The organism is Streptacidiphilus sp. PAMC 29251 (assembly GCF_054208735.2).
Map to the genome: position 1 here is coordinate 1,886,460 of NZ_CM135725.2, position 23,273 is coordinate 1,909,732.

Genomic DNA, 23,273 nt, shown 5'->3' on the forward strand with positions numbered 1-23,273 from the left:
CCTAACAGTCCAGGTCGGAGCAGCTGCCCGCGGGCGGACGGCGATGGGACGCATGCGGCCGCGCAAGGCTTCAGCGCACCAGCAGCTCCAGCAGCCGCCCGGCCTCCCCCTCCGGGTCGTCGGTCAGCCCGCAGTGCACCGGTCCCGGCTGGACCACGGTGCTGCGCGGCGCGGTCAGCCAGCGGAAGCGCCGGCCCGGGTCGTCCTCGCCCGCCTGCCCGGCCGGCGCGCCGCCGGCGCAGACGTCGGCCACCGCCGCCAGCGCGCTGCGCACCCCGGCCAGGTCCGCGCCCGGGTCCAGCGCCAGCAGCCGCGCCTCGTCCAGGTGGATCTCGGCGCGGACCAGTCCGGCCTGGCGGCTGTAGACCAGCACCCCGGCGTTCATCTGCTCGCCGCGCTCCACCCGGGGCACCACCCGCACCAGCGCGTACTCGAACACCACCTCGGGGTTCATCCGCTCGGGGTTCATGCGCCCGGGGTTCATCCGACCTCCTCGTTGATCCTGGGCAGCCAGCTCCGGGTCCCGCCGACCCGGGCCGCGAGCTGGGCGACATACGCCTCGCGCACCGCCGCCGCCGAGTCGAAGCCCGGCTCGTCCGCCAGCCAGACCTCGGGCACCTCCGCCAGCACCTCGCGCAGCAGCTCCTCGGTGACCAGCCCGGCCAGGTCCGCGTCCGCCGCCGCCAGGTCCGGGGCGGAGCGCAGCAGCGCGTGGTCGGAGGCGTCGTAGGGCTTGTCCACCGAGGCCGCCGCGCGCGGCCAGTTGTGGTGGAAGATCAGGCTCGCGCCGTGGTCGATCAGCCACAGCTCGCCCTGACGCACCAGCAGGTTGGGGTTGCGCCAGGACCGGTCGACATTGCCGATCAGCGCGTCGAACCAGACCACCCGCCCGGCGAGCCGGGGGTCGACCGGGAACGCCAGCGGGTCGAAGCCGAGCGCGCGGGGCAGGAAGGCCATTCCCAGGTTGGTCCCGCCGGATGCCTTGACCAGCTCCTGGACCCGTTCGTCGGGCTCTCCCAGGGCGATCACCGGATCCACCTCGACGGTCACCAGCTCCGGCACCCGCAGCCCCTCGCCGACCAGCAGCCCGTCGCCGACCAGCAGCCGCCGGGCCAGTCCGCCCGCGACCACCTCGGCGACCAGGGCCTTCCGCCCCTGCGCGGCGCCGGTGAACTTGGTCACGTACAGGCCGCGCCGGCCGTCCCTGGCGCGGGCCTCGACCAGCCCCGGCAGCGACCCGCCCTCCCGAAGCGGTGTCACATACCGGACAGCCCGCAGCTCAGACAACATGGGCCCCACCCTACCGACCTCGACCCCGGCCCCGGCCCCGGTCCTGAGCGGCAACCGAATTGGCTGACTGCGGTGGCAGAGCACCGGAGTGCGTGCCAGGGTGGCGGGCAGGAGTAGCCCGGCCCGTGACAACGCACATCTGTGAATTTGTGAGGGATGGCACCCATGGAACGACCTCGGATCCTGGTGGTCGGCGGAGGCTTCGCCGGCGTCGAGTGCGCGCGCAGGCTCGAACGCAAGCTCGTCCCCGGCGAGGCGGACATCGCCATCGTCGCGCCCTTCAGTTACGAGCTCTACCTCCCGCTGCTGCCGCAGGTGGCCGCCGGAGTGCTGACCCCGCAGTCGGTCGCGGTGTCGCTGCGGCGGATGCTGCAGCGCACCCGGATCATCCCCGGCGGAGCCATCGGCGTGGACCCGGTGGCGAAGGTCTGCATCGTCCGGAAGATCACCGACGAGGTCGTCAACGAGCACTACGACTACATCGTGCTCGCGCCGGGCAGCATCACCCGCAGCTTTGACATCCCCGGTCTGACCGACCACGCCCGCGGCATGAAGACCCTGGCCGAGGCGGCCTTCGTCCGCGACCACGTGATCAGCCAGTTGGACCTGGCCGACGCCGCGACCGACCGCGACGAGCGGCTCTCCCGGCTGCAGTTCGTGGTCGTCGGCGGCGGCTACGCCGGCACCGAGACGGCGGCCTGCCTGCAGCGGGTGACCACCTCGGCGGTCAAGCGCTACCCCCGGCTGAACCCCAACCTGATCAAGTGGCACCTGATCGACATCGCCCCCAAGCTGATGCCCGAGCTGGGCGACAAGCTCGGCGCGACCGCGCTGGACGTGCTGCGCAAGCGCGGCATCGAGGTGTCGCTCGGGGTCTCGGTGGCCGAGGTCAGCGAGGAGTCGGTGAAGTTCACCGACGGCCGGGTGATCCCCAGCCGGACCCTGATCTGGACCGCGGGCGTCGCCGCCAGCCCGCTGATCGCCACCCTGGACGCGGAGACCGTGCGCGGACGGATCGTCACCACCGCCGAGATGAAGGTGCCCCAGTTCGACGGGGTGTTCGCGCTCGGCGACGCCGCCGCCGTGCCGGACCTGGCCAAGGGCGACGGCTCGGTCTGCCCGCCCACCGCGCAGCACGCGCAGCGCCAGGGCAAGGTGGTCGCCGACAATGTGATCGCGTCGCTGCGCAGCCAGCCGATGAAGAACTACCACCACAAGGACCTGGGCCTGGTGGTGGACCTCGGCGGCGCGGACGCGGTGTCCAAGCCGATGGGCGTGGAGCTGACCGGCATCGCCGCGCAGGGGGTGGCCCGCGGCTACCACCTGATGGCGCTGCGGACCAATGTCGCCAAGGTCAGGGTGATGACCAACTGGCTGCTGAACGCGACGGCCGGGGACGACTTCGTCCGCACCGGTTTCCAGCGCGGGCGCCCGGCGACGCTGCGGGACTTCGAGTACACCGACACATATCTGACCAAGGACGAGATCCGGGCCCACACCGCGGCGCTGACGGCCAAGCAGTAACGTTCCGCCGCCCGCGTTCCGCCCCCTGCAACCATGCTGCCCGACCCGGCTCAGCCCGGGCCGGGCAGCTCCGCGTAGGCGCCGAAGCCGGAGGTCCACCAGGCCCGCCCCTCCGCCGTCACCGCGAAGCCATCCAGCCCGGGCTGCTGCTCCAGCCAGCCCTTGGCCGCCGCGCCGCCCATGGCGTAGGCGGCGGTGGCGGCGATGTCCGCCGCCGTCAGCGAGCGGCCCACCACCGAGACCGAGGCCAGCCCGCCGCCGTCCACCGGGGCGCCGGTGCGCGGATCCAGGATGTGCGCGCCGCGCTCGGCGCTGCCCGAGGTGGCCAGGGCGATGCCGCTGCCGCTGACCAGCGTCGCGAACGCGCCAGGGTGCAGCGGGTGGGCCACCGCCAGGTGCCAGCCCCGGCCCGGTTCCGGCTCCCCGCAGGTCTGCACGTCCCCGCCGCCGTTGACGCTGTGTCGGACGCAGCCGGCCGCGCTCAGGATCGCCGAGGCCCGCTCCACCGCCCAGCCCTTGACCACCCCGGACGGGTCCAGCGCCCGGCCGGCCCGGACGCTGAACCAGCCCGCGCTGGCCCGCTCGGCCTGCTCCCCCAGCGCCAGCACCTCGGCGACCTCGGGGTCGCAGTCGGCGAGGGTGAGCTCGCCCCGTCCCAGCCTGCTGATCTGACTGTCGGTCCGGTAGGTGGAGAACACCGCGTCCACCCGGTGCAGCCAGGAGACCGCCTGCCGCAGGGCGTCCCGGGCGGCCGCGTCGGAGGCGCCGTCGCGAATGTCGAACGACACCACCGTGCCCATCACCGCTTCGGCGTGCCTGAGTGCTTTCATCCCTCTAGTCTCCTTGCGACCGCGCCGATCGCGTATGCGGGCCGATCGCGTAAGTTAAGGACCGGGTAAGACAATGATCTTCACATGGTGTGATCTCCGAGGGGACGACGGACGCGCATGAGTGCAAGCGGTGGTAGCAAGGCGATCGTGGCAGCGCTGGGGGCGAACCTCGCCATCGCGGTGGCGAAGTTCGTGGCGTTCGCCTTCAGCGGCTCGTCCTCGATGCTCGCGGAGGGGGTCCACTCGGTCGCCGACTCCGGCAACCAGGCGCTGCTGCTGCTCGGCGGCAAGCGGGCGAAACGGGCGGCGACCGACGAGCACCCGTTCGGCTACGGCCGCGAGCGCTATGTCTACGGCTTCCTGGTCTCCATCGTGCTGTTCAGCGTCGGCGGTCTCTTCGCCCTCTACGAGGGCTACAGCAAGATCCGGCACCCGCACGAACTCGACCACTGGTACTGGCCGGTGGGCGTGCTGCTGTTCGCGATCGCGGCCGAGGGCTACTCCTTCCGCACCGCCGTGCACGAGTCCAACGAGCTGCGCGGCGAGCAGAACTGGGTGCAGTTCATCCGCCGGGCGAAGGCGCCGGAGCTGCCGATCGTGCTGCTGGAGGACTTCGGCGCGCTGATCGGCCTGGTGCTGGCGCTGCTCGGGGTGGGCCTGACCCTGGCCACCGGCGACGGCGTCTGGGACGGCGTCGGCACGGTCTGCATCGGCACCCTGCTGGTCGTGATCGCGGTGGTGCTGGGCATCGAGACCAAGAGCCTGCTGCTCGGCGAGGGCGCGGGGGCGGCCGACGTGGCCGCGATCCGCGCGGCGATGGTGGACGGCGACGTGGTGACCGAGGTGATCCATATGCGCACCCTCTACCTCGGCCCGGAGGAGCTGCTGGTGGCCGCGAAGATCGCGGTCCAGCACGACGACAGCGCGACCGAGGTGGCCCGGGCCATCGACGCCGCCGAGGCCAGGATCCGGGTGGCGGTGCCGATCGCCCGGGTGATCTACCTGGAGCCGGACATCCGGCGGGCCGCCGAGGCCGAACTCCCGGTCACCCAGATCCAGTAAGATCCATTTACTAGATCAAAGGCCCGTGACAGCAGGCCCGTGACAGCAGGCCCGTGACAGCAAAGGACACCCGCGCCATGACCCGTCCCCGCCTTGTCGCCACCGACCTGGACGGGACCGTGGTCCGCAGCGACGGCACGGTCTCCGCGCGGACGGTGGCCGCCTTCGCCCGGGTGGAGGCGGCGGGCGCGCAGGTCGCCCTGGTGACCGGACGTCCGCCGCGGCTGATGTCCGGGATCGGCGAGACCTTCGGCCACCGCGGCGCCGCCATCTGCTCCAACGGCGCGCTGATCCTGGACCTGGCCACCGGCAAGGTGACCGAGGAGAACCCGATCGCGGTGCCGGACCTGATCGAGGCCGCGGCCCGGCTCCGCGCGGCGGTCCCAGGCATCGGCCTGGCAGTGGAGTACGCCTTCGAACTCGCCGCCGACCCGCTCTACCGGGCCGGGGACTGGGACGCCGACATCGCGGTCGACCGGGTCCCCGACGCCGAGCTGTTCGGACGCCCCGCGCCAAACTGCTCGGCAAGCACCAGGACCTGACCGCCGACCAGCTGCTGGCGCTGGCCCGGCAGGCCCTGGACGGCCTGGTCAACGTCTACCACTCCAACGGCCACCATCTGATCGAGGCGGTCGCCCCCGGCGTCAGCAAGGCGTCGGCGCTGGCGGACCTGGCCGCGCGGCTCGGCATCGACCGGGCCGAGGCGGTGGCCTTCGGCGACATGCCCAACGACCTGCCGATGATGGCCTGGGCCGGCACCTCCTACGCCGTCGCCAACGCCCACCCGGACGTGGTCGCGGCGGTCCATCACGTCATCGGCGGACATGACGAGGACGGCGTCGCCGCCGTCCTCGAACTGCTCTTCAGCTGAAGCCGACCGCCCGCGCCGGGCCGGCACCGGGGCCGCGGGCTACGGGCTACGGACCGCGGGCTACGGCACCACGGTGACCGGCCAGCGTCCGGCCTTCACCAGCCGGACGGCGACCGAGCCGAGGAAGCGGTGCCCGGCCTTCTCCGAGGCGCCGATCACCACCGCGTCGGCCCTCAGCCGGTCCGCGTGCTCGACGATGCCGCCGTAGGCGTCACCCTGGGCCGTGTGGAACTCCCACCGTATGTCCGGCGTGTACCGCTCGGCTGACGCCCTGAGCTGGCGTTCGAGCTCCGTCGCGGCCTCACGTCCGGCCTGTGAGACCGCGACGCCCACCTCGGCCCCGCCCAGCGCGCCCATCGGCTGGATGTAGACGACGGCCAGCAGCGAGCGCTGTCTGCGGGCCAGACCGCCCGCGTAGGCGGCGGCGCGCATGGAGGATTCCGAGCCGTCCACCCCGACCACGATCACGTTCGGCCCGTCGGTCCCCAACTCGAACATCCTGACTCCCTGTTCTACTGTTTCGCGGTTTCGTTGGCGGAGTCGGCGTCCATGCCCTCCGGCTGCTCCGCCGGGTTCTCCGACTGGTTCTGCGCCTCCAGCCGGGACAGCCCGACCGCGCCGAGCAGGACCAGACCCGTGCCGAATATCTCCGGAGCCAGCCACCACCCGGTCCTGACCGACTCCGCGTACAGGGTCACCCCCAGCGAGAGGCTGATCAGCGCGTCGCCGAGGGTCAGCGCCGGCTGGGAGGCGACCAGCGGGCCCGCCTGCATCGCGTTCTCCAGCAGGAACAGCGCGCAGACGCCGACCGCGGCGAAGGCGTAGGTCTGCCAGGAGAGGAAGAAGGCCTCGACCCCGCGGTGGTCCAGGGTGTCGGTGGCCGACTTCATCAGTGCGGCGGTCAGCGCGTAGCCGATGGCGGCCGCGGTGCCGAGGAAGGCCGCACGGGCCGGGCCGACCGGACGCTTCAGCGCCGCTCCCGCGAGCAGCACTATGGCGCCGCCGCAGCTGGCCAGCGCCAGCACCCAGAGCGCCATCGGCGGCTGCAGCTCCCCGCCGCTCGGCGCGGCGGCGGCCAGCGCGGTGCCCAGGCCGACCACGATGCCGCCGACCGAGAGCCAGCCCCGGCCGGGCATCCGCTTGCGGAACACCAGCCCGGAGATCAGCAGCGCGAACGGCAGCTCCAGCACGAAGATCGGCTGCACCACCGCCAGCGGCCCGGTCACCAGGGCCAGCCCCTGGAAGATCGCCGCCATGATCACGCCGAGGATGCCGAAGGCCCAGACCGGCGTCCGCAGCAGATCCCACATCAACCGCAGCCGGAACCCGTCCGACTGCGGGACGATCAGCGCGGCGCGGCGCTGCAGGACCGTGCCCAGTGCATTGCTCACCGCCGCGAGCACGGCGAAGACCACGGACAGCATCGCCATCATCGTCACGGCCCTCCCCCTTCCTGCTTCCCACTGTTCCGGCTGGTCCGGACCGTCCTCCGGGATGCCCCGCCGGTGGGGGTGCGGCCCGGGAAGATGCTACCGGGAGTGACGGCCCCGACGACGTCGGCACCGGACCCGGCGGGCCGCTGAGTACGATGACGGCATGGGTGACGCCGTGGTGGACAGCGAGCGACCGGGACGGCTGGACGCGGCCGGTGCGGCCCGCGTGGCCGGTACACTCCAGGCCCTGGCCACCCCGTCCCGGCTGATGATCCTGGCCAGGCTGCGCGAGGGCGCCTGTGCGGCGACCGAGCTGGCCGCCGAGGTGGGGATGGAGCAGTCGGCCTGCTCGCACCAGCTCAGAGTGCTGCGCGAACTGGGCCTGGTCACCGGCGAGCGGCGCGGCCGCAGCGTGGTCTACGCCCTCTACGACGCCCATGTGCTGGCCCTGCTGGACCAGGCGATCCACCATGTGGAGCACCTCCATCTGGAGCACTCCCGCCCGGCGCCGATCGGGCAGCGCTCCCTATGATGGGCGGATGGGAGCGATCACCGACTGGCTGCAGCACCTGTCCGGGCCGCTCGTCTACCTGGTAGTCGCGGCGCTGGTCTTCAGCGAGGACGCGTTCTTCTTCGGCTTCGTGCTGCCCGGCGAGACCGCCGTGGTGATCGGCGGGGTGATCGCCAGCGCGCACAACGGCGTCGACCTGCCGATCCTGATGCTGGTGGTGGTGCTCGCCGCGATCATCGGCGACTCGGTCGGCTATGAGATCGGCCGGCGCTTCGGGCCCCGGCTGCTGGCGACCGGCTTCGCCAAGAAGCACGAGGACCGGGTGGAGAAGTCCCGGACGTTCATGCGCGAGCGCGGCCCGGTCGCGGTGTTCCTGGGCCGCTTCGTGGCCCTGTTCCGGGCCATGGTGCCGGCCCTGGCCGGCCTCTCCCAGCTCCCCTACCGCCGGTTCCTGCTGTTCAACGCGGCCGGCGGACTGATCTGGGGCGTCGGCTACAGCCTGCTCGGCTATCTGGCCGGCAGCGCCTACAAGCGGGTCGCCAGCATCGCCGGCGAGGCCGCGGCGGGCGTGGTCGGCGGGGTGCTGGTGATCGCCCTGATCGTCTGGGCCGTCCGCCGCCACCGCAACGAGGCTGCGCCGGCCGGCGCGGGTGCGGCCTCCGGCGCGAGCGAGGACGCGGCCGAGGAGGACTGACAACTCGTCATGTCCACCCCATTGTGCCCGGACAAGGGCTGAACCTATTCTCACTGCGGACATACTTGTGATTTGTATTCACATATATAAATCACCTCACCCCGAGCCGCACTGGGAGAAGCATGAGATTACGTGTTCCCGCCAGCCTCGCCGCCGTCGCGGCCGTCGTGCTGGCCCTGCTCGCACCCGCCGCGCCCGCACAGGCTTCGGCGCCGAACTCCGTTCCCAAGACCGTGGTGCTGGACGGCAACCGGCTCGCGGTGACCCGGCTGCTCACCAAGGCCGGGGTGCCCGCGCTGCGCAGTGAGTTGAAGACCCTCACCACCGCGGCCGACGGCTACCTCACCCAGGGCCCCTGGTCGGTGACGGACAAGCCGCAGACCGCGCCCAGCGGCGACAAGCACGACTACATCAGCGAGGCGCCCTACTGGTGGCCCACCCAGCCGCTGACCGCGAGCAATCCCTGGGGCTGCCCGTACGTCCAGAAGGACGGGGTGCGGAACCCGGGCATCGACGCCATCACCGACCACGCCGAGCGCGGCCAGATGTTCAACGCCGTCTACGACCTCACCCTGGCCTGGTACTACACCGGGAAGCCCGCCTACGCCCAGCGCGCCGCGCTCGACCTGCGCACCTGGTTCGTGGACCCGGCGACCCGGATGAACCCGAGCCTGAACTACACCCAGTTCATCCCCTGCAAGGTGGACGGCCGGGGCATCGGCATCATCGACTTCTCCCAGCAGTTCACCGATGTGCTGGACGCCGCCGCCATCCTCGACACCGGCGCCCCCGGCTGGACCAGCGCCGACCGCACCGGTCTCACCACCTGGGACAGCCAGTTCCTGAGCTGGCTGCAGACCAGCCAGAACGGCTCCGACGAAGCCGCCTCCACCAACAACCACGGCAGCTTCTTCGACATGCAGGAGGCCGCGCTGGCCCTCGCCACCGGGCAGAAGTCGCTGGCCAAGACCATCGTGCAGACCGCCGAGACCAAGCGACTCGACGTCCAGCTCGCCGCCGACGGCGGCCAACCGCTGGAGCTCGCCAGGCCCACCAGCTACCACTACTCCAACTTCAACCTGCTGGCGCTGACCCGGCTGGCCCAGATCGGCCAGCACGTCGGCGTCGACCTCTGGCACTACACCACGCCCAGCGGCGGGAACCTGCTGAAGTCGATCGACTACGTGGTGCCCGCGGCCACCGGGGCCGCCGCCTGGACCTCCCCCGAGCTGAACTTCCAGGCGTTCGCCGCCAATGACGTGATCCGGGCCGCGGCCGACCAGGGCGACCTCACCGCGCTGCGGGCGGTGCCCAAGCTGTCCCCGCAGCCCGGCGGCGACATCTGGCTGCTGCGCCCGGCCGCGGAGCAGCTGGACCCGATCGGCAGCTGACCGTACGGCTCCGCGTCGGAGCATTGAGGCATCGGCGCAGACCAGAGGCGTGGCACCCGCGGGTGCCACGCCTCTGGTCTGCGTGCTTCTAGTTGCTGGCGCTCTGCGTCTTCGGGTCCTCGACGACGGTCCCGGGCTCAGGCTCGTCGTCCTCGGGCTCGACCTGGGACGCGGCCTCGTCCTCGGCCTGGGGCTCGGCCCCGGGATCGACCATCAACGAGTCGCCCAGCCGTTCCTGCAGCGAGGGCTCCGGGCGGTTGCGGCTGGCGATCAGGTAGCCGACCGAGGCCAGGAACAGGATCAGCGCGGTCCAGTCGTTCAGCCGGACCCCGAAGAACTCATTGGCATGGTCGGTGCGGAGCGACTCGATCCAGCCCCGGCCCACCGTGTAGGCCGCCACGTAGAGGGCGAACAGCCGGAAGGAGTGGAAGTTCCAGCGCCGGTCGGCGTAGAGCAGCAGGCCCACCACGGCCAGGTCCCAGAGCGACTCGTAGAGGAAGGTCGGCTGGAACACTCCGTGCACCAGGGTGCCGTCCACCACGTGGTCGATCTTCAGGCCCCAGGGCAGCGTGGTGGGGTCGCCGTACAGCTCCTGGTTGAAGTAGTTGCCCCAGCGGCCGATGGCCTGGGCCAGGATCAGCCCCGGCGCGAGCGCGTCCGCGAAGGAGGCCAGCGGGATGCCCTTGCGGCGGCAGCCGATCCAGGCGCCGACCGCGCCCAGCGCCACCGCGCCCCAGATGCCGAGGCCGCCGTCCCAGATGTAGAGGGCCCGGATCGGGTGCTCACCGGACTCGAAGTACAGCTCGGGGTCGGTGATCAGGTGGTACAGCCGACCGCCGACGATGCCGAAGGGGACTGCCCAGAGGCAGACGTCGATGATGTCGTCGGGGTTGCCGCCGAGCTTCACCCAGCGCCGCCGGGTCAGCCACATCGCGGCGGCGATCCCGGCGAGGATGCACAGCGCGTACGCGCGGATCGGCACCGGTCCGATGTGCCAGACGCCCTGGGACGGGCTGGGGATGTACGCGAGTTCCATCGGGGCAGATTCCCTTGAATTTCCCTGGGCGGCCGCGAGGGCCGGGAGGCTGTGTGCGGGGCCCACACTACATCCGCACCGCATTCCGGGCTGCCCGCCGTCAGCGCCCGACGGGCACGAGGTCCCGCAGCAGCTCGGCGGTCCGCTCCCACAGCTCGCGCTGGACGTCCTCGGCCCGGCCAGGCTCGGGGCACTGCAGCGGTTTGGCGTCCTTGACCGAGAAGTACCCGCCGGTGGTGGCCGCCAGCGCCGGATCGGTCGCGAGGCGGGTGATCATGCCGGTGCCGCGGCGCGGGTCGCCCACCCGCAGCGCCTTCAGGATCTTCTCCAGCGCCCCATGTCGGGGGTCCGCCGGAAGCGGAGGCATGCGGTGGGGCCGGTGCCGCGGTCATCCGCGGTACCGGCCCCGGTCCTGCTGTCTGCCGTCAGCTCACCCCGCGGTGCAGGTCAGCGTCGGTGCGGTGTTGGTGCCCGAGTAGTTGGCGCCGAAGCCGAAGCTGGTGTTGCCGCCGGGGGCGATCACATTGTTGTAGCCGGCGTTGTTCGCAGTCACTGCCTTGCCGGACTGGGTGTACGTGGCGTTCCACATGTTCGAGATCGCCTGGTTGCCGGCCCAGGTCCAGGTCACCTTCCAGGAGTGGGTGGCGGCCGTACCGGTGTTGGTGACGGTGACATTGGCGTTGAAGCCGGCGCCCCAGTCGCTGCTGATGCTGTAGACCGCGGTGCAGCCGCTGCTCCCGGTGCCGCCGGAGCCGGCGGTGGTCCCGGTCACCGCGGTGGAGGCCGCGGAGACGTTGCCGGCCGCGTCCTGCGCGGTCACCGTGTAGCTGTACGCCGTGGCCGCGGTCAGCCCGGTGTCGGTGTAGGTCGTGCCCGAGGTCACCGTGGCGACCTTGGTGGAACCCCGGTACACCGCATATCCGGTCACACCCACGTTGTCGGTCGAGGCCGACCAGGACAGCGAGACACTGCCGCTGGTCGTCCCGGTCACGGTCAGACCCGCCGGAACCGAGGGCGGGGTGGTGTCCGTACCGCCGCCGGAGCCCGCGGTGGTGCCGGTGACCGTGGCAGAGGCCGCGGAGACATTGCCCGCCGCGTCCCGCGCCGTCACGTGGTAGCTGTACGCGGTCGCCGCGGTCAGCCCGGTGTCGGTGTAGCTGGTCCCCGAGGTCACCGTGCCGACCTGGGTGCTCCCCCGGTAGACCGTGTAGCCGGTGACGCCGACGTTGTCGGTCGAGGCGGTCCAGGAGAGCGAGACGCTGCTGCTGGTCGTCCCGGTGACGGTCAGACCGGTGGGCGCGGTCGGCGCGGTGGTGTCGGTGCCGCCACCGCCGGTGCTGCCCAGCGCCGGGTAGGCGTTGGCGACCAACTGCTGGAACTGGGCGGCGAACCAGTTGCCGGCCGGGATGTCGTAGCCGGGGATGGCGTCGGTCGGGTAGGTGCCGCCGTTGCCGTCGGTCTGAGTGCCGGCCGGGTCGCAGTGCGGGTCGCCGTGGGTGTGGGTGCCGCTGGGGTAGTCGCCGTCGGACTCGCCCGGGGGCTTGATCCAGACGTAGGCGATCACCGGGTCGCTCGCTCCGTACGGCTGGGCGGTCGGCCGGTAGCCGATGCCGGCGCCGTTGACGTTGCACCAGTCGCCCCGGAACGGTCGCTGGTCGACCTTGTTCGCCGCGACATAGCTGGTCACATTGGTCGGGGTGGAGTTCAACGCGGTGGGACGGGCCGAGCCGCCCCAGCCGTTGCGGGAGGTGTCGATGAGCATCCCGACCGTGCTCGGGAAGCCGGCCGTGACCAGGGCGGCGTGCATGGCCTCGTCGTAGCTGTGCTCGTCGAAGTAGGGGTTGTACTGGTAGAAGTTCGCCGAGTCCAGTGCCTGGCCGCCGACCTGGAGCGTGGAGTTGGGCAGGAACGGCTCGTCGGTGGGCGTGGTGTTGGCGGTGTTGCTGATGAAGCCGTCCACGCTGGCGACGCCCGCCGTGGTGGCCCTGGCGACCTTGGCGAACTCCTGGGCCGCCGGGGTCATGTTGCTGGACCAGCCGAGCCAGCCGGAGTGGCCGATGTCCAGGTAGGTGTAGACGTTGGGGATGGCGTGCAGCTTGTTCAGCGTGTACTCGACGCCGGTCTCGTAGTAGGGGGTGGCGGCGGCGCAGGCCGGCTTGCTCTGGTTGGTGACCGCGTTGGGCAGCGAGTCGGGCTCGACGATGGTCGAGATCCGCAGGTTGCTGTAGCTGCTGCTGCCCAGCAGCGCGGCGATCGGGTCGACGTACTGCGACTCGTACTGGGTGAGGCCGGCCGCGGTGGCCGGGATCTCGCCGTTGGACGCCAGGGCGGCGCAGTCGCGGCCGGGGAGGTCGTAGATGACCACCTCGAACAGCACCGGGGTGGAGCTGCCGGCCGCCTGGGTCTCGGCCAGGTCGAGCTGGGCCTTGAGGCCCCGGTGGGTGCTGTCGCCGGCGATGGCGCCGATCCGGTCCATCCAGATCGCGGTCTGGCTGCCGGCCACCTTGGCCTCGGTCGTGCCGGTGGTCCCGCCGTCGGCGCCGGCCTGGGCGTTCACCTCGGCCACGTAGTCGGGGTTGAGGTAGGGCGTGGAGCCGACGTAGGGATTGGCCACATGGGTGACTGCGGCGCTGGCGGACTGCGTGGCGGCGACGGGTACGAGCATGGCCGCGCCGAGCGCGGTGACGGCGGCCGCGGTTCGGAGGCGGGCGGTGGTTCGGGACAGGTGCGGCACTTCACGGTCCTTTCGGGTGGGGGACCTTTTCGGGTGGGGACTGGTGGGTGGGTACAGGTGGGTGGGGCCATTCGGGTGGAGCCATTCGGGCGGGGATGACTGGGAGCGCTCCCAGTTCTGGCAGGGGACATCCCTGCTCCCTCTTGTCTGTTCGGCAGGCGAACGGTGGCAACCAGTGGGAGCGCTCCCGATAGTGGGGGCGGTTCCGACGGTGCGTCAATACCTTTGACGATGAGCAGAAAAGTCAAGCTGATGGACTGTCATACCGTCTGCTTCTCAGCTACCTTGGCGCCTGGCAACCAGTGAGTGCACCCCACCACCAGACAGAAACGGGTGCTCTCCATGCGATCCCGCACCACGCTCATCAGCGTCTCCGCCGCCGTCGCCGGCCTCGCCGCGGCGCTGGTCCCCCTGGCCGGATCCAGCTCCGCCGCCACGACCGCCGCCACGTCGGCCGCCGCCGGCCCCGGCTGCGGTGTCAGCTATGCCGTGAGCAACGACTGGCAGACCGGCTTCACCGCGGCCGTGACCATCAGCGACACCGGCACCGCCGCTCTCACCAACTGGACCCTGACCTACACCACCACCGGAAACCAGTCGCTGCAGAGCGGCTGGAACGGCAGTTGGTCGCAGGTCGGCCACAACGTCACTGTCACCGCGCCGAGTTGGAGCCCCAGCATCGCGGCTGGCGGCCAGTACACGACCGACGCCAACTTCGGCTACTCCGGCGCCGATTCGGCCCCCACCTCCTTCGCCGTCAACGGCGTGGCCTGCGGCCCGCAGTCGACCCCCACGCCGACGCCGACACCCACACCGACGCCCACGCCGACCCCGACCCCGACCCCGACCCCGACCCCGACGCCCACGCCCACGCCCACGCCCACGCCCACGGTGACCCCCACCCCCACCGGCGCCCCGCAGCTCCATGTCTCCGGCAACAAGCTGGTGGACGCCAGTGGCAGCACCGTCACCCTGCACGGGGTGAACCGCTCCGGCGCCGAGTTCGCCTGCGTCCAGGGCACCGGGATCTTCGACGGCCCGGTGGACCAGGCCTCGGTCGGCGCGATGGCGGCCTGGCACGTCAAGGCCGTCCGGGTACCGCTGAACGAGGACTGCTGGCTCGGCGAGTCAAATGTCCCGGCGGCCTACTCCGGCAGCGCCTACATCAACGCCATCAAGAACTACGTGGCCCTGCTGCACCAGAACGGCCTGGCCGTGATCCTGGACCTGCACTGGACCGACGGCGTCTACACCGGCAACTCCGCCGGTTGCGCCAGCGCCACCGCGACCTGCCAGAAGCCGATGCCGGACGCCGCCGGCGCGGTCCCGTTCTGGACCTCGGTGGCCACCACCTTCAAGGGCGACAACGCCACCGTGTTCGACCTCTTCAACGAGCCCTACCCGGACCGCGCCACCAGCACCGCCGCCCAGGCCTGGACCTGCTGGCGCGACGGCGGCAGCTGCCCCGGCATCGGCTACCAGGTGGCTGGGATGCAGTCGATGGTCAACGCGGTGCGCGGCACCGGGGCGAGCAATGTGCTGATGCTCGGCGGGCTCGCCTACTCCAACGACCTCACCCAGTGGCTGGCCTACGAGCCGACCGACCCGGACCACGACCTGGTCGCCTCCTGGCACTCCTACAACTTCAACAGCTGCGGCAACAGCGCCTGCTGGAACAGCCAGATCGCTCCGGTCATCGCCAAGGTCCCGCTGGTGACCGGGGAACTGGGTGAGAACGACTGCGCCCACGGCTACCTGGACTCACTGCTGCCCTGGCTGGACGGCCAGGGGGCCTCCTACCTGGCCTGGACCTGGAACACCTGGGACTGCGGCTCAGGACCCGCCCTGATCAGCAACTACGACGGCACCCCCACCGCCTACGGCGCGGGCTTCAAGGCCCACCTGGCCGCCCTGGGCTAGCCACGGCGACAGGGCTCCGCGGCGGCGTCCGGGCCAGCGTATGCGTGGGCAGGCGCACCACCAGCCGCGCACCGCGCCCGCTGACCGGCGGCTCCGCCGTCACGCCGCCGCCGAGCCCCTGGGCGATCGCCCGCACCAGCGCCAGGCCGAGCCCCGCACCCCCGTGGGCCCGGTCCCTGGCGTCGTCCAGCCGGACGAACCGGTCGAAGACCCGCTCCCGGTCGGCGGCGGGAATGCCGGGGCCGTCGTCGCAGACCGACAGCACCGCCTCACCGTCCACGACCAGGAGCGAGACGGTGACCTCGGCGACCGCGTGACGTGCGGCGTTGTCCAGGAGATTGCGCAGCAGCCGCCCGACCCGGAGCTCGTTCCCGCGGACGGTGGCGCGCTGGGCCTCGACCACCCGGATCAGCGGCCCTCCGACCGGGCCAGGGCGCCCGTGCATCCGCTCGGCGACCTGCTCGGCCACCAGGTCCTGCAGCTCGACGGTCCGCTCGCCGGACCGGGCTCTGTCGGCGTCGGCCAGCAGCAGCAGATCCTCGGCGAGTGCCTGCAGCCGCTCGGTGTCGGTGAGCGCCCCCGACACCACCTCGGGCCACTCCGGCTCGGTGCCGCCGTCGGCGAGTGCCACCTCCAGCGAGCTGCGCAGCACCGCGATGGGACTGCGCAGCTCATGCGCGGCGTCAGCCACCAGCCGGCGCTGCTCGGTGAGCGCGGAGTCCAGCTTGTCCAGCGTCGCATTGGTGGTGACGGCGAGTCTGGCGATCCCGTCGCCGGACGGCGGCACCGGCACCCGCTCATGGAACTCCCCGGCCCCGATCCGCGCCATGCGGACCCGGATGTCCTCCACCGGACGCAGGGCGAACCCGGTCACCAGCCAGGCGATCAGCGCGACGAAGAGGGCGGCGGCGGGGGTGACGTAGGCGGCCAGGATACGTGTGGCCTGGGCGGAGGCGGCGTGTCGGCCTGGGCGGAATTGAGCAGGACGTAGGTGGTGATGGTGTTTGTCGGGGGTCAGGCAGTCGGTAGGCAGGTGGTTCGAGTTGTCGGCGACCGCCCGGAACCTGCGGAGGAAGGTGACGGTCCGTTCGGTCGGAGGCTGGAAGTAGTTCGGGACCATTTCGTGGTAGCTCATGCCCGAGGTCAGGTGCACCCGCACGGTGTCGGCATGGCCGTCGGTGTAGCAGTGGCCGCCCGGCATCGGCTTGAGCACTTTCTCGAAGCCGCTCAGCCGGTCTGTGCTGATCACCGTGCCGTCGCCGCGCAACATCACGAACGCCGACTGTTGGTAACTGCCTGTTGCCTTCACAGGGTCGCCGTCGGCGTTGTCCAGTGCCGTCGCGTCCCAAAGCGCGGCAATCCGCGCCTGCGCCATCCACCCATCGTGCACGGACTGACCCACCCACACCGACGCCGCGCCGAACGCCAGGGCGGCGGCCAGCGCTGCCCCGATTGCCGCGCGAGTTCGCACGGATATCCGTCGCCAAAGTGCAGACATGGCGTCAGCGTAGGGGAATACAAGTTATCCATGGCGGAGTCGACGAATTGTCCACAAGGTCTTCGCTGAGGAATTCCTCAGGAATGGGGCGGGGCATTCTGCCTGGACGGATCGAAGGCCTCCACGGGATCATCGGGGGATGACGCGTCCGCCCGGCAGGTTCATCCGGCAGTTCCGCCTCGACGCCGTGGCGGCGGGTTCCGGCTACCCGTTCACCCTGCCCGCCGTCGCCGGGCTCGCCGGGACCGCCGGGGTGGTGCTCGCGCCCGGGGTGACCTTCCTGGTCGGCGAGAACGGCAGCGGCAAGTCCACCCTGGTCGAGGCGGTGGCCGTGGCCGCCGGATTCAACCCGGAGGGCGGCAGCCGGAACTTCCGGTTCGCCACCCGGGCCAGCGAGTCCCCGCTCGGCGAGCACCTGCGGCTCACCTGGGGCGTCCACAAGCCGCGGACCGAGTTCTTCCTGCGCGCCGAGTCCTTCTACAACGTGGCCAGCGAGATCGAGCGGCTGGACCGCGAGGGCAACGGCCCACGGCTGATCGACTCCTACGGCGGCACCTCGCTGCACGAGCGCTCCCACGGCGAGTCCTTCCTCGACCTGGTGGTCAACCGCTTCGGCCCCGAGGGCCTCTATCTCCTGGACGAGCCGGAGGCCGCGCTGTCGGTACGCGGCTGCCTGGCCCTGCTGTCCCGGATGCACGAGCTGGTCGCCCAGGGCAGCCAACTGCTGGTGGCCACCCACTCCCCGGTGCTGCTGGCGCTGCCCGGCGCCACCATCCTGGAGATCGCCGACGACGGCGCGATCGAGCGGGTGGACTTCGACCAGGCCCTCCCGGTCCGCCTCACCCGCCAGTTCCTCTCCGCCCCTGAGCGGTTCCTGCGCCCACTGCTGGCCCCTGACCCCGAGTAGTGCCAGCTCCTCAGCGCAGCCGCCAGGGGGTGCGGGTGCCGGAGGTGAAGGCTTTCTGGCCCTCGGCCAGGGAGGCCGGGTCGTTGCCGATCTGGACCAGGGTCTTCGCCACCTCCAACGCCTGCCGGTAGCCGAGCTCCTGGGCGTACCAGACGGCCCGCAGCGTGGCCTGGACCGCCAGCGGGGGCTGCGCGGCGATGTCGGCGGCGACCCGTAGCGCGGTGTCGAGCAGCTCAGCGGCCGGCACGACCTCCTGGACCAGGCCGATCTCGTACGCCCGGCGCGCGGACAGCCGCTCGTACGCCCCGGTGAGCTGCATCCGCATCACCTCGCCGAGGGGCATCCGCTGCAGCATCGCCATCGACTCGAACACCGAGGCCATGCCGTAGCTGGTGTGCGGGTCGAAGAAGGTGGCGTGGTCGGCGGCGATGATGAACTCGACCTGTCCGAGCAGGTAGAAGGCCCCGCCGCAGGCCATCCCGTTGACGGCGGCGACCACCGGTTTCCAGAGGTCGCCCGCGGTCTTGGGGCTGATCCAGTCGCCGGGGTCGTCGAAGTGCAGCGGGGTGCCGCCGCGGGTGCCGATGGTCTGCTCCGGGTCGTCCAGCGCGGCGCGGTCGACCCCGGTGCAGAAGGCGCGCTCCCCCGCGCCGGTGAGGACGACCACCCGCACCTCGTCGTCCCCGCGCAGGTCGCGCCACAGGGTGCGCAGCTCGCGCATCATCACCAGGTCGAAGGCGTTGTGGACCTCGGGGCGGTCGAGGGTGACCAGCGCGACGTGGTCACGCAGCTCATAGCCGAGGGTCTTGAACGACATGGGGCCTCCGGTCGCAGCTCTGGCGCATCAATTGAGAACACGTTCTACTTGGTTGCCGGAGCAGAGGGAAGGGGCATGGATGCGCGAGCAGCAGCACGGCAGGCGCGTGATGATGGACCAGGAGCAGCGGGACGGCTTCCTGCGCGAGCAGCGGACCTGCCGGATCGCGACGGTCTCGGCGGACGGGCGGCCGCATGTGACCCCGCTGTGGTTCGTCTGGGACGGCTCCGCGCTGTGGCTCTACTCGATCACCAGGAGCAGGCGCTGGGCCGAGCTGGAACGCGATCCCCGGGTCGCGGTGGTGGTCGACGCCGGCGAGGACTACGGGGAGCTGCGCGGGGTGGAGCTGACCGGCAGTGTGGAGCGGGTCGGCGAGGCCCCGCGGACCGGCCTCCCGTACCAGGGTCCGGCCGATCTGGACGGGGCGGAGAAGCTCTTCGCGGAGAAGTACGGCTTCGGCGAGGTGATGTTCCACGACGGCCGGCACGCCTGGCTGCGACTGGCTCCGGAGACCCTCACCAGCTGGGACTTCGCCAAACTCGGTGGGGACTTCACAAGGTAACGCAGGTCACAGCGGCTTTGCGGGCCGGGTCTGAAACGATGTCAGGAATGGAAGACCCAGCACAGTCCGAACACCCAGACGCGGCCGGGGTGATCTCCGGTTTCGTGGATCTGCTGCGGCTGGACGACATCGATCTCAACCTGTTCCGGGGCTGGTGCCACGCGGGCGCGCCGCTGCGCGCCTTCGGCGGGCAGGTCGCCGCGCAGGCCCTGGTGGCGGCCGGTCGGACGGTCGAGCCGGGACGGCCGGTGCACTCGCTGCACAGCTACTTCATGCGTCCGGGCGATCCGCGCCGCCCGCTGGTCTACGAGGTGGAGCGGCTGCGCGACGGCCTCTCGTACACCACCCGCAGGGTGACCGCGATCCAGCGCGGGGAGGCGGTGTTCACCCTCTCGGCCTCGTTCAAGACGCCGGAGTCGGGCCCTGACCGGCAGCGGGAGATGCCGCTGCTGCCCGACCCGGAAGGGCTGCCCGACCCCTACGCGGAGTGGGCCAAGGAGGGGAATCCCGACCCGGAGAACTACTGGGCGTCCACCGGGCGGCTGACCCTGGAGATGCGGGTCGTGCCGCCCGGCTCGGAGGGGCTGCCGGGCCGGACCGCGGGGGTGGAGGAGCAGTTCGTCTGGCTGAAGTCGGCGTCCAAGCTGCCGGCCGACGACCCGCTGCTGCACGTGTGCGCGCTGGCGTACCTGTCGGACCTGACGCTGGCCTCGACCGCCGCGCTGCACCTGCAGCAGCCCCGGGCCCAGCGCAGCGGGCCGCCGACGGTCAACCTGGCCTCGCTGGACCACGCGATGTGGTTCCACCGGCCGTTCCAGGCGGACGAGTGGCTGCTGTTCGCCCAGCGCAGCCCGACCTCCTCGGACGGACGGGGGCTCTCCCACGGCGAGTTCTACACCAGGGAGGGGCTGCTGGCGGCCTCGGTGGTGCAGGAGGCACTGATCCGGGAGCGGCGGCAGCCCTGACCCTGCCATCTCGACCCTGAACCATTCGGCGGGGCGCCGCGTACAGAGGTGCGACAGCGGACGGGCGGCACTCCTGCCCCTCCACCCTCAGCCCCGCCGGGAGTAGACATGACCGACGAAGCCCCCAGCATCACCGCCCACCCGCGCCGGACCGTCCTCGCCGGGGCGGGTGTGGTCGGGATAGCCGCGGCGCTCACCGCCTGCGGTTCGAGCGGCGGGTCCAGCACGGCCTCCGGCCCGGGCACGAGCGGCGCCGCCTCGGCCGCGCCGCCCGCCCAGCCCTCGGCGAGCCCGACCGGTTCCGCGCTGCCCACCGCCCCGGCGGCCGGCAACGGGGGCGGCACCGCACTCGGGGCCACCTCCGACGTGCCGGTCGGCGGCGGCAAGGTGTACGCGGCGCAGAAGGTCGTGGTGACCCAGCCGACGGCCGGTGCGTTCAAGTGCTTCACCGCCATCTGCACGCATATGGGCTGCACCGTCGGCAGCGTCTCCGGCGGCACCATCAACTGCCCCTGCCACGGCAGCCAGTACCACATCGCCGATGGTTCGGTGGCGCACGGTCCGGCCCCGTCCCCGCTGGCGCCGGAGAAGATCAGCGTGGCGAACGGCACGATCACGCTCTCCAGCTGACCCGCCGCGGCCCGAGGAGCGCACAGCGGACCGCACAGCCCGGGGACAGGGAACGAGAACAGCGTTCCACTGGGCCGGACCGCGGTGTCAGGTCCACACCGGTCAAGTGATCTGATCCGGTGTCATACACCTGCAACACCGTTCCCGGTACCATGGCGGGGTGTCCAAGGTAGACCTGTCCCCACGGCCGGTCGAGGCTATGTCTCCCCGCCAACTGGAACGCCGCAAACATCTGATCAGGGCCGCGATCGACCTGGTCGCCGAAATCGGCGTCGAGCGCGTCCAGATGAAGCAGGTGAGCGAACGATCAGGGGTCGCCCTCGGGACGACCTACCGCTACTTCTCCTCCAAGGACCATCTGCTCGCCGCCGCCGTGTCCGACTGGCGCGGCATGCTGATGAGCGACCTGGCCGCCGAGCTGCGCGGGGCCTCCGCGCCGCTCGGCGGCACGGAACGGGTGGTCAGGTTCGTCCACCGGGGAATGCGTGCCTTTCAGCGGCAGCCGCATCTGGCCCATCTGCTGGTGGCGGTGACGGTGTCCACCGACCCGTTCGCCAGCGAGGCGGTGGACGCGATGGCGAACGCCGGGCGGGCCTCGCTGCTGGCGGTGATGCCGGAGATCCCGCTCGCGGCGCGGGACGTGCTCCCGCACATCATCGACTCGGCCTGGCAGAGCGAACTGGTGGCCTGGGTGACCGGGCGCAGCACGCTCGGTGACGCCTATCTGCGGCTGGAGGAGGTGATCCGGCTGGTGCTGGCCCCCTACAGCGCGGCGGCCGTGGTCGCGGTCGGGCCGCCGGTGGTCACCGCCCCGGGCTGAGCAGGTCCTCACCGCCCCGGGCCGAGCAGCTCACTGCGTCCGTGCTCGGCGAAGCGGGCGTGCAGCTTCTCGACGTCCGCCGCCGTCAGCGGGACGTACGCGGCCGCGGCCTCGCGCGCCGCACCGTAGCGGCGCCAGAGCACCAGCTCACCGGCGGGCGCGGTCCAGCGCGCGGCGCGCAGCTCCGCCTTGGCGGTCTTGTGGGTCGCGGTGGCGGGCATGGTCCGGACGAAGCGGACGAAGCGCGGGGGCATCTTGGTGCCCAGGTCGGGCTGGGCGGCCAGGAAGTCCGCGAGCGCGGCCGCCAGCGGCCCGGCGTCCTGGTCCGTGCCGGGGCGCAGCTGCACCGCCGCCATCACCTGGTCCCCGGCGACCGGGTCGGGGACGGCGTAGACGGCGACCGCCTCGGCGGCGTCCCAGCGGCCGAGGATGTTCTCGATGTCGGCGACGGCCAGGTTCTCGCTGTCCACCCTGAGCCAGTCCGCGCTGCGCCCGGCGAAGCGCAGCCAGCCCTCGGCGTCGCGGTGGAACAGGTCCCCGGTCCAGTACCAGCCGTCCCTGGTCCTGGCCGCGCCCGCCTCGGGGTTGCGCCAGTAGCCCTCGAAGCCGGCCCGCGCGGTGCGGTTCACCAGCTCGCCGATCGCCTCGGCGCCGTTGAGCAGCCGGCCGGTGGCGTCGAAGCGGGAGCGCGGGCACTCGGCGCCGGTCTCCGGGTCGACCACGGCCAGGTCGTCGCCGGGGCCCGAGCCCGCGCGGCCGACGGCTCCGGGCGGGGCGGCCGGGTCCTGCTGGAGGTTGCAGCCGCCCTCGGAGGAGCCGTAGCCCTCGACCAGCCGGCAGCCGAAGCGCCGCTGGAAGCGATCGGCGTCCACCGCCCCGGCCTCGGTGCCGAAGCCGAGCCGCAGCGGGCTGGCCGCGTCGTCCGGGCGCGGTTCGGTGGCCAGCACGTAGGAGACGGCGCGGCCGACATAGGTGAAGTAGCCGGCGCCGTAGCGGCGGACGTCGTCGAGGAAGTGCGAGGCGGAGAAGGTGCGGCGGAGCGCGACCGTGCCGCCGGCCACCAGCATCGGGGACCACAGCGCCATGGTGGCGTTGCCGTGGAACAGCGGCATGCAGGCGTAGCCGGTGTCCTCGGCGGTGAGCGCGAACATCTCGCGGAGCCTGTCCCCGGCCCTGGCCAGCCGCCGCTGGCTGCAGACCACGGCCTTGGGCGCGCCGGTGCTGCCGGAGGTGAAGGTGAGCAGGATCCGGGTGTCGGGCCCCGGCAGCACGGCCGGCGGCTCGGCGTCCAGGTGCTCGGCGAGCAGCGCGGCGTACTCGGGGCTGTCGCTGTCCAGGACAGGTATCGGCAGCTCGAGGCCTGCCAGCAGCGGGCGCCGGGCGGCCTCGGTGACGACCACGGCGCAGTCGCTGTGCAGGATGTCGCGGCGCAGGTCGGGGCCGCGGCGGGTGGGGTTGATGCCGACCGCGGTGGCCCCGGCCAGGGTGCAGGCCTGGAGCCAGAGGACGTACTCGGGGGTGTTGTCGAGGAGCAGGCCGACATGCGGGTGCGGCCGTCCGGCCAGCAGCTCGGCGACGAGTTCGGCGCGGGCGCAGGCCCCGTGGAAGACTTGGTCGTGGGTCCGGGTGAAGCCCTCGCCGACCAGCCCTGGACGGTGCCGACCGCGCTGGGCCAGGACCGCCGTGACGAGGGCTGAGTGCTGCTCGGTTCCAGGCATGGCCGTCCATCCCGTCCCAGGTTTCTGACGCTCCGCCAGTTCACAGCGTTGATACCGCGC

At 71.8% G+C, this 23,273-nt stretch carries 24 protein-coding genes; 13 read left to right on the plus strand and 11 right to left on the minus strand.

What is annotated here, in order from left to right; genetic code table 11:
• Window positions 1-70: 70 nt before the first annotated feature.
• Window positions 71-454: a DUF3037 domain-containing protein gene (locus ACXKR8_RS08935; protein WP_458274927.1), complete on the minus strand. Its 384-nt coding sequence runs from the start codon at window positions 452-454 to the stop codon at window positions 71-73.
• Window positions 455-480: 26 nt separating this feature from the next.
• On the minus strand, window positions 481-1,290 hold the full coding sequence (locus tag ACXKR8_RS08940; RefSeq protein ID WP_458272359.1) for a HipA family kinase: 810 nt from the start codon (window positions 1,288-1,290) through the stop codon (window positions 481-483).
• Between the two features lie 165 nt (window positions 1,291-1,455).
• Here ACXKR8_RS08940 and ACXKR8_RS08945 point away from each other — a divergent pair, with 165 nt between their 5' ends.
• The gene (locus ACXKR8_RS08945) at window positions 1,456-2,814 is read left to right on the plus strand and encodes an NAD(P)/FAD-dependent oxidoreductase (protein WP_458272360.1); all 1,359 of its coding nucleotides are present in this window, start codon (window positions 1,456-1,458) and stop codon (window positions 2,812-2,814) included.
• A 50-nt stretch (window positions 2,815-2,864) separates the two neighbouring features.
• Here the strand turns inward: ACXKR8_RS08945 and ACXKR8_RS08950 are convergent, their stop codons facing one another.
• Entirely contained in the window at window positions 2,865-3,644 is a 780-nt protein-coding gene (locus ACXKR8_RS08950; RefSeq protein WP_458272361.1) for an FAD:protein FMN transferase, read from the minus strand.
• 117 nt (window positions 3,645-3,761) lie between these two features.
• Here ACXKR8_RS08950 and ACXKR8_RS08955 point away from each other — a divergent pair, with 117 nt between their 5' ends.
• The 3 genes from ACXKR8_RS08955 to ACXKR8_RS08965 all read left to right on the plus strand — a co-directional run bounded on the left by ACXKR8_RS08955 (window position 3,762) and on the right by ACXKR8_RS08965 (window position 5,577).
• A complete protein-coding gene (locus ACXKR8_RS08955) occupies window positions 3,762-4,706 on the plus strand; it encodes a cation diffusion facilitator family transporter (protein ID WP_458272362.1) in 945 nt (314 codons plus the stop codon).
• A gap of 77 nt (window positions 4,707-4,783) precedes the next feature.
• Window positions 4,784-5,248: an HAD family hydrolase gene (locus tag ACXKR8_RS08960; RefSeq protein ID WP_458272363.1), complete on the plus strand. Its 465-nt coding sequence runs from the start codon at window positions 4,784-4,786 to the stop codon at window positions 5,246-5,248.
• Window positions 5,249-5,292: 44 nt separating this feature from the next.
• On the plus strand, window positions 5,293-5,577 hold the full coding sequence (locus ACXKR8_RS08965) for an HAD family hydrolase (protein ID WP_458274928.1): 285 nt from the start codon (window positions 5,293-5,295) through the stop codon (window positions 5,575-5,577).
• Window positions 5,578-5,637: 60 nt separating this feature from the next.
• Here ACXKR8_RS08965 and ACXKR8_RS08970 read toward each other — a convergent pair whose 3' ends face one another.
• A complete protein-coding gene (locus ACXKR8_RS08970; RefSeq protein ID WP_458272364.1) occupies window positions 5,638-6,075 on the minus strand; it encodes a universal stress protein in 438 nt (145 codons plus the stop codon).
• A gap of 14 nt (window positions 6,076-6,089) precedes the next feature.
• A complete protein-coding gene (locus tag ACXKR8_RS08975; RefSeq protein ID WP_458274929.1) occupies window positions 6,090-7,010 on the minus strand; it encodes a DMT family transporter in 921 nt (306 codons plus the stop codon).
• A 163-nt stretch (window positions 7,011-7,173) separates the two neighbouring features.
• On the opposite strand from ACXKR8_RS08975, the gene ACXKR8_RS08980 reads away from it, so the two are divergent.
• The 3 genes from ACXKR8_RS08980 (at window position 7,174) to ACXKR8_RS08990 (ending at window position 9,606) form a co-directional block, all read left to right on the plus strand.
• Window positions 7,174-7,542: an ArsR/SmtB family transcription factor gene (locus ACXKR8_RS08980; RefSeq protein WP_458272365.1), complete on the plus strand. Its 369-nt coding sequence runs from the start codon at window positions 7,174-7,176 to the stop codon at window positions 7,540-7,542.
• Window positions 7,543-7,549: 7 nt separating this feature from the next.
• Entirely contained in the window at window positions 7,550-8,215 is a 666-nt protein-coding gene (locus ACXKR8_RS08985) for a DedA family protein (RefSeq protein ID WP_458272366.1), read from the plus strand.
• 122 nt (window positions 8,216-8,337) lie between these two features.
• Entirely contained in the window at window positions 8,338-9,606 is a 1,269-nt protein-coding gene (locus tag ACXKR8_RS08990; protein WP_458272367.1) for an alginate lyase family protein, read from the plus strand.
• 88 nt (window positions 9,607-9,694) lie between these two features.
• Here ACXKR8_RS08990 and lgt read toward each other — a convergent pair whose 3' ends face one another.
• The 3 genes from lgt to ACXKR8_RS09005 all read right to left on the minus strand — a co-directional run bounded on the left by lgt (window position 9,695) and on the right by ACXKR8_RS09005 (window position 13,376).
• Window positions 9,695-10,642 (minus strand): prolipoprotein diacylglyceryl transferase, encoded by a 948-nt coding sequence (gene lgt, locus ACXKR8_RS08995; RefSeq protein ID WP_458272368.1) that lies wholly within the window; start codon window positions 10,640-10,642, stop codon window positions 9,695-9,697.
• 100 nt (window positions 10,643-10,742) lie between these two features.
• Window positions 10,743-11,009 carry a Rossmann-fold NAD(P)-binding domain-containing protein gene (locus ACXKR8_RS09000; protein ID WP_458272369.1) on the minus strand — a complete coding sequence of 89 codons (267 nt, stop codon included), beginning with the start codon at window positions 11,007-11,009 and terminating at the stop codon, window positions 10,743-10,745.
• A 63-nt stretch (window positions 11,010-11,072) separates the two neighbouring features.
• Window positions 11,073-13,376: a glycoside hydrolase family 6 protein gene (locus ACXKR8_RS09005; protein ID WP_458272370.1), complete on the minus strand. Its 2,304-nt coding sequence runs from the start codon at window positions 13,374-13,376 to the stop codon at window positions 11,073-11,075.
• Between the two features lie 342 nt (window positions 13,377-13,718).
• Between ACXKR8_RS09005 and ACXKR8_RS09010 the strand changes: the two genes are divergently transcribed.
• Window positions 13,719-15,296: a cellulase family glycosylhydrolase gene (locus ACXKR8_RS09010; RefSeq protein ID WP_458272371.1), complete on the plus strand. Its 1,578-nt coding sequence runs from the start codon at window positions 13,719-13,721 to the stop codon at window positions 15,294-15,296.
• On the opposite strand, the gene ACXKR8_RS09015 is transcribed toward ACXKR8_RS09010, so the two are convergent.
• Entirely contained in the window at window positions 15,268-16,671 is a 1,404-nt protein-coding gene (locus ACXKR8_RS09015) for a sensor histidine kinase (protein ID WP_462100419.1), read from the minus strand. The genes ACXKR8_RS09010 and ACXKR8_RS09015 overlap by 29 nt on opposite strands.
• A gap of 262 nt (window positions 16,672-16,933) precedes the next feature.
• Between ACXKR8_RS09015 and ACXKR8_RS09020 the strand changes: the two genes are divergently transcribed.
• Window positions 16,934-17,701 (plus strand): AAA family ATPase, encoded by a 768-nt coding sequence (locus ACXKR8_RS09020; RefSeq protein WP_458272373.1) that lies wholly within the window; start codon window positions 16,934-16,936, stop codon window positions 17,699-17,701.
• Window positions 17,702-17,711: 10 nt separating this feature from the next.
• Here the strand turns inward: ACXKR8_RS09020 and ACXKR8_RS09025 are convergent, their stop codons facing one another.
• The gene (locus tag ACXKR8_RS09025) at window positions 17,712-18,518 is read right to left on the minus strand and encodes an enoyl-CoA hydratase/isomerase family protein (RefSeq protein ID WP_458272374.1); all 807 of its coding nucleotides are present in this window, start codon (window positions 18,516-18,518) and stop codon (window positions 17,712-17,714) included.
• A 79-nt stretch (window positions 18,519-18,597) separates the two neighbouring features.
• On the opposite strand from ACXKR8_RS09025, the gene ACXKR8_RS09030 reads away from it, so the two are divergent.
• From ACXKR8_RS09030 to ACXKR8_RS09045, 4 genes are all read left to right on the plus strand, one after another.
• Window positions 18,598-19,080 carry a pyridoxamine 5'-phosphate oxidase family protein gene (locus ACXKR8_RS09030; RefSeq protein ID WP_458272375.1) on the plus strand — a complete coding sequence of 161 codons (483 nt, stop codon included), beginning with the start codon at window positions 18,598-18,600 and terminating at the stop codon, window positions 19,078-19,080.
• 47 nt (window positions 19,081-19,127) lie between these two features.
• Window positions 19,128-20,045, plus strand: a complete 918-nt coding sequence (locus tag ACXKR8_RS09035) for an acyl-CoA thioesterase (RefSeq protein WP_458272376.1) — start codon at window positions 19,128-19,130, stop codon at window positions 20,043-20,045.
• Window positions 20,046-20,153: 108 nt separating this feature from the next.
• The gene (locus tag ACXKR8_RS09040; RefSeq protein ID WP_458272377.1) at window positions 20,154-20,675 is read left to right on the plus strand and encodes a Rieske (2Fe-2S) protein; all 522 of its coding nucleotides are present in this window, start codon (window positions 20,154-20,156) and stop codon (window positions 20,673-20,675) included.
• A gap of 160 nt (window positions 20,676-20,835) precedes the next feature.
• Window positions 20,836-21,495, plus strand: a complete 660-nt coding sequence (locus tag ACXKR8_RS09045; protein ID WP_458272378.1) for a TetR/AcrR family transcriptional regulator — start codon at window positions 20,836-20,838, stop codon at window positions 21,493-21,495.
• Window positions 21,496-21,503: 8 nt separating this feature from the next.
• Here the strand turns inward: ACXKR8_RS09045 and ACXKR8_RS09050 are convergent, their stop codons facing one another.
• Window positions 21,504-23,213 (minus strand): AMP-binding protein, encoded by a 1,710-nt coding sequence (locus ACXKR8_RS09050; RefSeq protein ID WP_458272379.1) that lies wholly within the window; start codon window positions 23,211-23,213, stop codon window positions 21,504-21,506.
• Window positions 23,214-23,273: the final 60 nt, after the last annotated feature.